The organism is Hydrotalea sp. AMD, assembly GCF_004100315.1.
Lineage (GTDB): Bacteria > Bacteroidota > Bacteroidia > Chitinophagales > Chitinophagaceae > Hydrotalea > Hydrotalea flava.
Genome location: NZ_SCKY01000041.1, coordinates 1 through 11,285, shown reverse-complemented (window position 1 = coordinate 11,285; position 11,285 = coordinate 1). Strand labels below are relative to the sequence as shown.

Below are 11,285 nucleotides of genomic sequence, written 5' to 3'. Positions count from 1 at the left end.
CGATACTATGGGCATGAAAATGGGTGACAATGAATTGGATACAAAGAAAAAATAAATCATCATTTAAAATTAAAAATTATGAAACAGTTATTTGCATTTATCGTGATGCTGTTATCTGCATCTTTTTTGAACGCACAGGACATGATAACCTTGAGTACAGGAGAAATCATTAATGGAAAAGTAGCCGAAGTGGGGACCACTGAAGTGAGATATTACAGGGCTGATAATATAGACGGCCCCGTATATGTGACCAGTAAAGCAGAGGTGGCGCAAATTGTTTATGCCAACGGCACCAAAGATGTTTTTCAGTCACAGACCGCACAGCCTATTGTACGAACAATAGTATATGACAGACGGACTGGCAGAGGTTTTTACCGGCCTTATGTGTATCCGATAATTACACCACATATTGATTTGGGCCACCACGGAATCTTCGGAGGGCATCATGGTGGTTACTACGGAGGACATCATTAGTCTTAAATGATTTCGAAAAACGAAAATTAACTGGATTGATTTATAAGAATTCTTTTCAATTATGCTACAGCTTTTAGATTTTACCCAAAAAAATATTATAGCAACAAGGGCAAATGATTTGTTGGGTATCAAAGACTACGAGAAAATACACCCCTTTATCCATAATATTATCGGCACCGGGAAAAAAGTCAGGTGGTATTTTGAAATGGATGATTGCTCCTCTTCAGATTCAACCGGTTTTTGGGAAGACGGCATTATCGAAGTTAATTATGGTAAAATGAATTTTACGCATGCAGAAGATATTGAAAAAATTGCCATTGTTGGTGCTAAAAAATGGGAAAAGTGGATGCATTCAATAATGAAACCTTTTACAAAGGCAAGCATAATGTATTTTGATTTGCCCGATAGAGAAAAGGCAAGGGAATGGATTCTGAATTAATATAACCGGGCTTTAATGTTTAATGCATGTTATCAGTCAGGATTCACTGTTTAAGTAATCATATTTAAAAGGCAAAAAATGGATATAAGATTTGAATTAATTATGGTTGTAAAGCTTTTGGTAGCATTTGCATTTGGAGCATTTATAGGATACGATAGAGAAAAGCAGGGAAAAGATGCAGGCATCAGAACCTATGCTGCCATTTGTTTTGGGGCAACTCTATTTACTGCTATAGCGGATGAGTTTAATGATATAGCAGCGGCATCCAGGATCATTTCAAACATTGTAGTGGGTATTGGATTTTTGGGAGCAGGAATTATTGGCAACAGTAATACTTCGAATGCTACTTACGGGTTAACTACCGCTGCTACTGTTTGGTGTACGGCAGCAGTAGGTGTTGCAGTAGGGATGGATAATTTTATTATTGCCATCGTAGCTTCATTAATGCTATACTTTTTGTTATCGTTAGACCGGCAAAAGTGGTATATCAGCTGGATGAATAAAATTAAAAGCAAAAATGATAAAGCATCCAATGATTCAACAAACTTAACTTAAATAAATTATTCATCTTAAAAACTAAAACATATGAAATGTCCATCGTGTAACGAAACATTGTTGATGACCGACAGGCAAGGAATTGAAATTGATTATTGCCCTAAGTGTCGTGGTGTATGGCTTGATAAAGGCGAGTTAGATAAAATAATTGAGAAATCTCTTGAACAGCAAGACCCCGATCAAAATCAGCAAAATCAAAATTACAAGCCTCCATATAATCAAGACGGCTATGAAGGCGGAGGTTATCGAGGTAGTAAGCATGGCGGGTATGGCAAACATAGCAGGCGAGGCTTTCTTGGAAGCCTGTTTGATTTTTAAAACCAATAAATAAATTAGCCGGTAAGCAAAGCACAGATTGTAGCGTAAAGCATAATTATGAAATTGAAACAAGTAGTATTATTTATTCTTTTTCTTGTTGTAATTGACCAGGCTATAAAATTTTACATTAAGACAAATTTTTATTATGGTGAAGAACATAAAGTGTTTGGTCTAAACTGGTTCAGGCTTCATTTTATAGAAAACTCCGGAATGGCATGGGGATGGAAGTTAGGGAAAGGAGATATAGCAAAAGTTGCATTAACACTGTTCAGGCTTATTGCCGTAATATGGGGTTCATTTTATATAAAGAAAATTATAAGTAAAAATTATCACAAAGGATTTATCATTTGCGTGGCTTTTATATATGCAGGTGCTTTGGGTAATTTAATTGACAGCCTTTTTTACGGATTAATATTTGAAAATAGTGATCCCGATCTTGAAAATATTGCAAGGGCATTTTCATCCAATGGCGGTTATGCTGGTTTAATGTATGGCCGTGTGGTGGATATGTGGTACTTCCCACTTATCAATACAACATTACCTTCAGGGTTACCGATTTGGGCCGGCAAACACTTTGAATTTTTTCAACCGGTGTTTAATACAGCTGATGTATGGGTATCAACAGGTGTAATAACACTTCTGATATTTCAAAAACGGTTTTTAAAAAAAAAGTGAATATTGAAAGTGATTGGCAGCCTGATCATAGATAATCACATCAGGCCTGAAATTCACCCGATTTTGCAAACGGAACTGATAGAATTAAAGGGAATTTCGCAACTAAAATTCAACACACAAATGCAGTATATTATCTCATATAAAACGTTAAGAAAATTAATTATTTCATTTATTGCATTTAGCCTGTGCAGTACAATTACATTTTCTCAGGGATTACCTGCTAAAAATAAATCTTCTGACCGTTTGACCTTCCAGGCCAGAACACTTATTAACCTGCTGGATTATGTGTCGCAGGATTATAGCCGGGCAGTTAATAATGGCGAAGTGATTAATAATGCAGAATACAGTGAGATGATTGAATTTACAGTAGAGTCAACTTCTCTTTTTGATTCGATAACTTACAAGATAAACATCAATAATAAAAACCAGATTGCACAACAATTGTCTTCATTACTAACATCTATACAACACAGGAAAAACAAAGAAGAAATTGCAACGAACGCCCAGCAAATTAAAATACTGATATTGCAATTAAATCTGATAGACATAAGCCCCGAACAATATCCTGATATAGCGAAAGGGAAAAAAATATTTACTGCCAGTTGCCAATCTTGTCACGGAATCTATGGCGCCGCAGACGGCCCCCTCTCTAAATCTTATAATCCTGCCCCAGTAAATTTTCAGAACGATTCTCTTATGCAATTAATTTCTCCCCTACAGGTATTCAACACTGCCCGGCTTGGGGTACGTGGGACCGGAATGCGTGCTTTCAACGAACTTTCTGATAAAGAACTTTGGGATGTTTCGTTTTACATAAAATCGTTACGTTTCCAAAATAAGTTTTCCTCAGAGCAGGACTCTTTTAATAAAATTTATAACCGTATTCAGTCATTTGTTACTCTTTCAGATATTGCACATCTTTCCGATAAGGAATTAAAACAAAAATCAGGCAACCATAGTGATTTCGCAATAGCTGCTATTAGACTACATAAGGCAGGCACGGGTAGCAATTCTTTTGAGGCAGCATTCAATTACCTGGCTGATGCTCTTTCTTTTTACAAGAATAATAATAGCGCACTTGCTGAAGAAAAAGCCCTATATGCATATTTAGAAGGAATTGAACCTTATGAGCAGCAACTTAATGCAGTTGACAATTCTATTGTTTCTGAATTGGAAAATAAAATGAATGAAGTTCGGTCGGCAATTAAAAATAATAAAGATGAACAGGAAGTAGAGCAAAAAATTACTGATGCAAAATCATCTATTAACAAGGCAAAAGTATTATTGGGAGAACAAACTTATTCGTTTTGGTTTTCGTTTTTTATTTCTTCCTCTATTTTACTGCGTGAAGGTCTTGAAGCGGTGCTCATCATAATCACCATTTTAAGCCTGTTAAAATCCCTTCATGCAAACAGGGCCATTCGCTGGGTACATGCCGGATGGATGAGTGCGGTAGCTATTGGTTTTGCAAGCTGGTTCTTCACAGGTTGGCTCATTTCATTCGGCGCTCAAAATCGTGAACTAATGGAAGCATTTGGCGCCTTGCTCGCTGTTATTATTTTAGTCTATGTAGGTTTTTGGCTGCACAAAAAAACGGAAGCAAAAAAGTGGAAAGAGTTTATTGAAGAAAGAATTGTGAAAATGCTTGACCAGGGGAAATTATTTACACTTGCCTTTATATCTTTTATAGTGGTATTTCGTGAAGCCTTTGAATCTGTTATTTTTCTTTCTTCAATGCAATTGCAGGTAGATGATAAAAGCAGACCGGGTATTTGGATGGGGGCACTGGCAGCTATAGGTAGTGTAATACTTGTATCAAATTTGTTACTTAAATTTTCTGTAAAAGTTCCAGTCAAAAACCTTTTTCAATACTCTTCCATTATCATTATGATATTATCTGTAGTGCTTGCAGGTCAGAGTGTACATGCCTTTCAGGAAAGTGGCTGGATCTCAGTAAGTAGTGTAAGGTTTAATTTTCATTTAACCATACTTGGAATTTACCCTACCGTGCAAACTTATCTGGCACAAATTATTGTTTTAGTAATCACACTTATTCTTTGGGTTTATGGGATAGCAAAAAATTCAAAAGACATTAGTGCTGAAAACCAAATATCATAAGTAAGAAATAGTATGGAAACAGTATAATGTTTTTTAATATTAGTATGACTGAGCTTAATAATGAATGTAATGATCTGAAATAAATAGAAATTAATGATACCGTTGTTTCAAAAAATAATCTTATTCTCATTAATACCCGTTTTTACTATGCTGGTTGGCGGCATTGTGGCTATTTATAAAAGGCCAAACGGAAATATTCGGAGCTTGATCTTGCATTTTGCTGCAGGGGTGGTATTCTCTGTGGTAGCGGTAGAGCTATTGCCTGATATTGTAAAAGAACACAAACCCATGCAGGTGATTATTGGTTTTGCCCTGGGGTTGATAACTATGTTATTAATTAAAAGATTTACAGAGAAAAAAGAAGAAACGGAAGCTGTAACAGTCTCTGGCAAATTACCTATGAGCCTATTGGTAGCTATCGGGGTTGATATTTTTGTTGATGGCTTATTGTTAGGTATTGGATTTTCGGCAGGCAGTACGGAAGGAATGCTGCTTGCTATTGCATTATCTGTGGAACTGTTATCGTTGGGCATGGCAACTGCAACTGAGTTAGGGCAAAATAAATTAAGCAGGCAAAAATCAATAACCGTTATCGCAGTACTTTCTTTTGTGTTTTTTGCAAGTGCAGTTTTAGGGGCTACATTATTACATAATTTATCGGATAGCGCAATGGAAATTGTATTGTCTTTCGGATTGTCTGCTTTGCTGTTTTTAGTTACCGAAGAGTTATTAATGGAAGCGCATGAAGAAAAAGAAACAGTATGGCATACTTCTTCATTTTTTGTTGGATTTCTGTTGTTTTTAATTTTAGGTATGATTGTTTAAACCTTTATATGTTTTTATGAGTAAAAAAATAAAACATGAACAACAAACGTGGCTTAAAAATATAAGCGGTGTAAAGAAATTACTGATTTGTATTTTACTTACTGTTGTTGTTTATATTATTCTGTTGTTCTTTAAAGTTGACCCGAAGAGCAGGATAATATTAGGATGGGACACATTTTGTCTTTGTATGATTTTACTAAGCTGGCTTCTTTTTTTTACTACAGGCCCCAATGAATTATGCGCCATTGTAGAAAAACAGGATGATGGGCTTAAAGTAATTTTTATGATAGTACTTGTCGCCGTTTGCCTTAGCCTGTTTGGTACGCTATTGCTTTTAAACAGTAAAAGTGAATTAACATTTAATAAAGTATTTCATACTATCGTTTCGCTCTCTCCAGTTTTGCTTTCATGGATTTTACTGCATACAACTTTTGCCATACGCTACGCACACTTGTATCATGACCACAACAAATTGAATACCGGCAGTAATGTTGGAGGTATTGACTTTCCCGCCAAACAGCAGCCCGATTATATTGATTTTGCATATTTTTCTTTTGTGATAGGCATGACGTTTCAGGTGTCGGATGTGGTTGTAAGCTCCAGGGTTATCAGGCGCTTTGTTTTAATGCATAGCTTAATTTCTTTTGTTTTCAATACGATTATTGTTGCACTAACTATAAATACTATTGCGGGACTTAAACAATAATTAATTGGAAGAGCTATTATTTAAAAATTATAATTATGGACGAATTAAAATTGGATAAATGGCAGAAAGATTTTGAAACAGAAGTTAAAAGTTTGCAGGCGGAGTACGATGCATTTCTTTTACCAAAAAAGTTTGAGGATATATATCAATTAAAAATTGATGAAACAAACCACACACTTTCTTTATGGATAGATACAGAGGATTTACCAAAAGAAATTGAAAACAGGCTATCTGAATTGTTGTTAAAAACAGAGCCGGAAGATTCGGTATAAATTATTTTGTGACCATTTATTTTAAAAGCAGTTCTTTTTATTAAAAGAGATATAGTATAATTAGCAAAAAAATTAAGAATAAAAAACAGAGAAGTATCTACTAAATATTAACAAAATTAAGAGCAGAAACTATGTATTTTTACATCCATAAAACAAATAAAAATGAACAGACTCAATTGCTGGAAATGCGTAGTGATGCTGGCATCCGTTTTAGGAATGGTTTCAGTGTTTACTGCATAGTAACGAATAAACAATCATTTTGAAAGGTTGCGGATAGAAATATCTGCGACCTTTTTATTTTTAAAACCAAACGTCATGCAAAGTAGAAAGCAACATTGGGAAACAGTATTCACCTCTAAAGCATCAAATGAGGTAAGTTGGTTTCAGGAGTATCCTAACACTTCAATAGCGTTTTTAGAACTTTTCAACTTGCCATTGACTGCTAACATCATTGACATAGGTGGCGGCGATTGCAATTTGGTTGATACACTTTTAGATAAGGGGTATAATAATATTTGGGTGCTGGATATTTCAGCGGCAGCATTAGAACGGGCAAAAAACCGTTTAGGTGAAAAAGCCGGTTTGGTGCATTGGATTGTTTCTGATATAACTGAATTTGAACCACCAGTGCAGTTTGATTTTTGGCACGACAGGGCAGCCTTTCATTTTCTTACCAGCGATGAGGCTATCAGTAAATATGTAGCTATTGCTGAAGCAGGTATTCGTAACAAAGGGTATTTAGTGTTAGGTACATTTTCAGAAACCGGACCCGAAAAATGCAGTGGCTTACAAGTTCAACAATACAACGAGGCATCTATGAGTGCAAGATTTGAGATAGCATTTGACAGGATTAAGTGTATTACAGAAGACCATACGACACCTTTTAATACGGTTCAGAATTTTCTTTTTTGCAGCTTTCAAAAGAAGTAACAAATGTACAGCATCATAACAGGCACCATATTATTAGGCATTACTCATGCTCTTATTCCAAACCACTGGTTGCCATTAGTGGCTATTGCCAGGTCGGAAAAATGGGAGAAATATGAATTGATGCTGGTAGCTTCTATTACAGCATCGGCTCATGTGCTGGGCACTGTTATTCTTGGCTTTGCATTGGGAATGGTTGGTTCAAAACTGGCGCATCAATATGAAGGATATGTGCATGTAATTGCACCGGTGCTATTGATAATATTCGGATTAATCTATTTTACTGTAAACCTGCCGCACCATCATCATGCTGCCAATAAGGATGTACAGCAATATAAAAAATCGAAAACCAAATGGGTGTTGATTTTTGCAGCTACCATGTTTTTATCTCCCTGCCTGGAAGTAGAAAGTCTTTTTCTTGCAGCGGGTGCCTATGGGTGGAATGATATTTTACTGCTGGCCCTGGTGTATGCGGCAATCAGCATCACAGGAATTATCACTCTTGTAATGCTTGCATTTAAAGGAGTGCAGATGATGAACTCACAATTTATTGAGCACAACGAAAAACGTATTACCGGTATGGTATTAATTATTGTAGGCATTGTTACATTTTTTTTACACTAAATAAAGTTTTATGGCACATAAACATGATGAAACAAAAATTGCAGAGCAGGAAGCTTGTTGCAATCTGGATGAAAAATTAAACGATGCAAAAGTGGTATCCATGCAGAGTGATGACGACAGGCATAATCATGGTGAAGAGGAAGGCCCGGGAATAAAGCCCTGGTTACCAGCAATAGCCAGTTTTACACTTTTGATGCTGGGCATTGCTATGGATAACTGGATTAAACCAACTCCATCCTGGTTTTCAGGTTGGGCCCGGCTTGCATGGTATATTGTTGCTTATGTTCCTGTTGGTTTACCTGTGGTGATTAAAGGAATAAAAACAGCTATTAAAGGAGATGTGTTTACCGAGTTTTTCCTGATGAGTGTGGCTACTATTGGTGCTTTTTATATTGGCCAATATCCGGAAGGTGTAGCGGTAATGCTTTTCTACGCAGTGGGAGAATTATTTCAGGATGCTGCTGTTAACCGTGCTAAGAGAAGCATTAAAGCACTGCTGGATGTAAGACCGGACAGCGCCGATGTTTTAAGAAATGGCATTTACGTTAATCTCCCGCCGGAGAGTGTAAAAGTTGGCGAAACCATCCAGATAAAAGTTGGTGAAAGAGTTCCCTTGGATGGAGAAATGTTAAGCGAGGGAAGTTCATTTAATACTTCAGCTTTAACAGGTGAAAGTAAACCTTCCAGTTTTACCAAAGGTGAAACAGTGCTGGCAGGAATGATTAACCAGGAAAAAGTAGTAGAGCTAAAAGTAACAAAGCTATTTAATGATTCTTCGCTTGCAAGAATATTGACGCTTGTACAGGACGCAACGACCAGAAAAGCAAAAACAGAACAATTTATCCGGAAGTTTGCAAGAATATACACTCCCATCGTTGTGTTTCTTGCAATTGGCATCACACTTATCCCCTGGCTATTTGTAGAGAACTATGTGTTCAATACATGGCTATACAGGGCCTTAATATTTTTAGTAATCAGTTGCCCTTGTGCATTGGTAATTTCAATTCCGTTAGGATATTTCGGAGGAATTGGAGCGGCTTCACGGAAAGGTATTTTATTCAAAGGCTCCAACTACCTGGATTTGATGACAAAAATAAACCAGGTGGTAATGGATAAAACCGGAACACTTACCAAAGCTGTTTTTAAAGTTCAGGAAGTGGAGAGTTATGATATTCCCCAGGATGAATGGTTACCGCTTGCTGCCGCACTGGAAGCTAAATCAACCCATCCTGTTGCAAAAGCTGTTGTGGAGTATGCAAATAATAACTATCTTAAAATACAGGTAGATGCTTTAGAAGAAATTAGTGGCCACGGGTTAAAAGGAGAAGTAAATGGAAAGGAAGTGCTGGCAGGTAATGTGAAGTTGATGGATATGATGAAAGTACCGGTAAATGATGGATTAAGAACAATCGTGGATACAATTGTAATTGTGGCAATTGAAAGGAAACTGGCAGGCTACCTGACAATTGCAGACGAAATAAAAGAGGATAGTAAACAGGCTGTAGATGCCCTGCACAAACTGAATGTAAAAACAACCATGCTTAGCGGAGATAAGCAAGCCGTTGTAGATAAAGTGGCTAAGTATTTAGGCATTGACAAAGCTTACGGTGACCTCTTACCCGAAAATAAAGTACAAAAGGTTGAAGCCCTTAAACATGATAAAATGAATGTAGTGGCATTTGTAGGTGATGGTATTAATGATGCGCCGGTGCTTGCATTAAGTGATGTGGGAATTGCAATGGGTGGTTTAGGCAGCGATGCTGCTATTGAAACAGCAGATGTGATTATACAAACTGACCATCCATCCAAAATTGCTACTGCAATACAAATTGGTAAAGCAACCACAAAAATTGTCTGGCAAAATATCGGGTTGGCTTTTGGGGTAAAATTAATTGTGTTGATTCTTGGCGCTAGTGGCCTGGCTACTATGTGGGAAGCTGTGTTCGCTGATGTTGGAGTAGCTATGCTGGCAATATTGAATGCGGTAAGAATTCAAAGAATGAAATTCTAAAATTCTCATATGCACAGTACCCAGTTGAAATTATTTTTTACGGTACTTCTTCTGATAATTTCGTTTAATCTTTTTTCTCAAAAAGAACGGGTTAGGGCAATTTACAGAACCAGTGAAGACTTCGTAAAAGGAAATCTTTCTTTTGACAATAATTGCAACAACAAGCATTTAAGAATAAGGCTGAATGATTTTTTTTCAAAGAAGTATATTACTGTTAAGAGAGGCGATAGTAGCTTAAGGCTTTTAAAAAACGATATTTTCGGATACAGAAATTGTAACAATGAAATTTTTCGGTTTAAGGGTAAAATTGAACTTTTCTTACTAAATGCGGGGGAACAAATTCTTATCTACAAACATATTGTTTCAAAGCCGCCTATGGGCAGAACTAATGTGACGAATTATTATTTCAGTTTAGGTGTTAATTTCCCGGTTCAAACACTTACAATCAAAAATTTGAAGAATGCTTTCCCGGCAAACTTAATCTTCAATAATTTTATTGATGCGAATTTTAAGTACAACACAGATTTAGCTGCATTTGATGAAATAAAAAAGATATATAGAATTAACTTGCTTTTAAATGAGAGTTTGAGGCAAAATAATTCAAGAGAAAGAATAGATAAACAGTAAAACCAACACAGGGATGTCATTTTTGCAATACAATTTTCTCAACTATTATCTAAAACAAATTTTATGAATTATTATTTCACAAAAACTCTATCAGGAGATTTTAATAACATCATTGAAAGAGTAACCGGATTATTAAAAGCCGAGGGGTTTGGAGTGCTTACCGAAATAGATATAAAAGCAACCTTAAAAAAGAAACTTGATGCAGACTTTTATAATTATAAAATCCTTGGTGCCTGCAACCCAACTTTTGCATACAAAGCACTGCAAACTGAGGATAAAATAGGAACCATGCTACCATGCAATGTGATTGTTCAGGAAAAGGAGTCCGGGAAAATCGAAGTTTCAGCGGTGAATCCAATTGCTTCAATGCAGGCAATAGAAAACCCCGGTTTGAAAGATATTGCTGAACAGGTACGGGAAAAATTGAAGCGGGTTGTTGATTTAATTTAATAACATTTATTTACGATGAAAAAACTTAATGAACTAATGCAGGAAATAATCCTGATAACGACAAAAATTGAAACCGACTATCCGGAATTATACCGCTACCTTGACGAAACCCCATTAGTAATTTGTGATACCGAAGAAAAGGCAATATGCCTGGCAGATATGGAGAAATATCTTGAATCCCTAAAAGAACAGCTTGAACATCACATAGCAACACATATAGGCCAGTCTAACATGCCATCCTAAATTACTATGAATCAATTGCCT

Annotated in this window: 15 protein-coding genes; all 15 read left to right on the top strand. The window is 36.3% G+C overall.

Translation table 11 applies throughout. The annotated features are described in order from the left end of the window. Window positions 1-141: 141 nt before the first annotated feature. The 15 genes from EO766_RS17160 to EO766_RS17090 all read left to right on the top strand — a co-directional run bounded on the left by EO766_RS17160 (window position 142) and on the right by EO766_RS17090 (window position 11,264). The gene (locus EO766_RS17160; protein WP_143439375.1) at window positions 142-474 is read left to right on the top strand and encodes a hypothetical protein; all 333 of its coding nucleotides are present in this window, start codon (window positions 142-144) and stop codon (window positions 472-474) included. A gap of 61 nt (window positions 475-535) precedes the next feature. After that, window positions 536-913 (top strand): SpoIIAA family protein, encoded by a 378-nt coding sequence (locus EO766_RS17155; RefSeq protein ID WP_068241692.1) that lies wholly within the window; start codon window positions 536-538, stop codon window positions 911-913. Between the two features lie 78 nt (window positions 914-991). Next, on the top strand, window positions 992-1,468 hold the full coding sequence (locus EO766_RS17150) for an MgtC/SapB family protein (protein WP_068241693.1): 477 nt from the start codon (window positions 992-994) through the stop codon (window positions 1,466-1,468). 30 nt (window positions 1,469-1,498) lie between these two features. Next, window positions 1,499-1,786 carry a TFIIB-type zinc ribbon-containing protein gene (locus EO766_RS17145; protein ID WP_068241696.1) on the top strand — a complete coding sequence of 96 codons (288 nt, stop codon included), beginning with the start codon at window positions 1,499-1,501 and terminating at the stop codon, window positions 1,784-1,786. Between the two features lie 57 nt (window positions 1,787-1,843). Further along, window positions 1,844-2,461, top strand: a complete 618-nt coding sequence (locus EO766_RS17140; protein ID WP_068241697.1) for a lipoprotein signal peptidase — start codon at window positions 1,844-1,846, stop codon at window positions 2,459-2,461. 120 nt (window positions 2,462-2,581) lie between these two features. After that, on the top strand, window positions 2,582-4,579 hold the full coding sequence (locus tag EO766_RS17135; RefSeq protein WP_143439619.1) for an FTR1 family protein: 1,998 nt from the start codon (window positions 2,582-2,584) through the stop codon (window positions 4,577-4,579). Window positions 4,580-4,672: 93 nt separating this feature from the next. Then, on the top strand, window positions 4,673-5,404 hold the full coding sequence (locus EO766_RS17130) for a ZIP family metal transporter (protein WP_068241701.1): 732 nt from the start codon (window positions 4,673-4,675) through the stop codon (window positions 5,402-5,404). A gap of 16 nt (window positions 5,405-5,420) precedes the next feature. Continuing rightward, on the top strand, window positions 5,421-6,110 hold the full coding sequence (locus EO766_RS17125) for a DUF1345 domain-containing protein (protein WP_068241764.1): 690 nt from the start codon (window positions 5,421-5,423) through the stop codon (window positions 6,108-6,110). Window positions 6,111-6,145: 35 nt separating this feature from the next. Beyond that, on the top strand, window positions 6,146-6,382 hold the full coding sequence (locus EO766_RS17120) for a hypothetical protein (protein WP_068241703.1): 237 nt from the start codon (window positions 6,146-6,148) through the stop codon (window positions 6,380-6,382). A 315-nt stretch (window positions 6,383-6,697) separates the two neighbouring features. Beyond that, on the top strand, window positions 6,698-7,312 hold the full coding sequence (locus EO766_RS17115; protein ID WP_068241705.1) for a class I SAM-dependent methyltransferase: 615 nt from the start codon (window positions 6,698-6,700) through the stop codon (window positions 7,310-7,312). Window positions 7,313-7,315: 3 nt separating this feature from the next. Beyond that, window positions 7,316-7,933 carry a hypothetical protein gene (locus tag EO766_RS17110; protein ID WP_068241708.1) on the top strand — a complete coding sequence of 206 codons (618 nt, stop codon included), beginning with the start codon at window positions 7,316-7,318 and terminating at the stop codon, window positions 7,931-7,933. Window positions 7,934-7,943: 10 nt separating this feature from the next. Then, on the top strand, window positions 7,944-9,944 hold the full coding sequence (locus tag EO766_RS17105; RefSeq protein WP_068241710.1) for a heavy metal translocating P-type ATPase: 2,001 nt from the start codon (window positions 7,944-7,946) through the stop codon (window positions 9,942-9,944). Window positions 9,945-9,953: 9 nt separating this feature from the next. Further along, window positions 9,954-10,571 carry a hypothetical protein gene (locus tag EO766_RS17100; protein ID WP_068241713.1) on the top strand — a complete coding sequence of 206 codons (618 nt, stop codon included), beginning with the start codon at window positions 9,954-9,956 and terminating at the stop codon, window positions 10,569-10,571. Between the two features lie 63 nt (window positions 10,572-10,634). Further along, window positions 10,635-11,021 carry a DUF302 domain-containing protein gene (locus EO766_RS17095; protein ID WP_068241715.1) on the top strand — a complete coding sequence of 129 codons (387 nt, stop codon included), beginning with the start codon at window positions 10,635-10,637 and terminating at the stop codon, window positions 11,019-11,021. A gap of 15 nt (window positions 11,022-11,036) precedes the next feature. Next, a complete protein-coding gene (locus EO766_RS17090) occupies window positions 11,037-11,264 on the top strand; it encodes a hypothetical protein (RefSeq protein WP_068241716.1) in 228 nt (75 codons plus the stop codon). The last annotated feature ends 21 nt before the right edge of the window (window positions 11,265-11,285 follow it).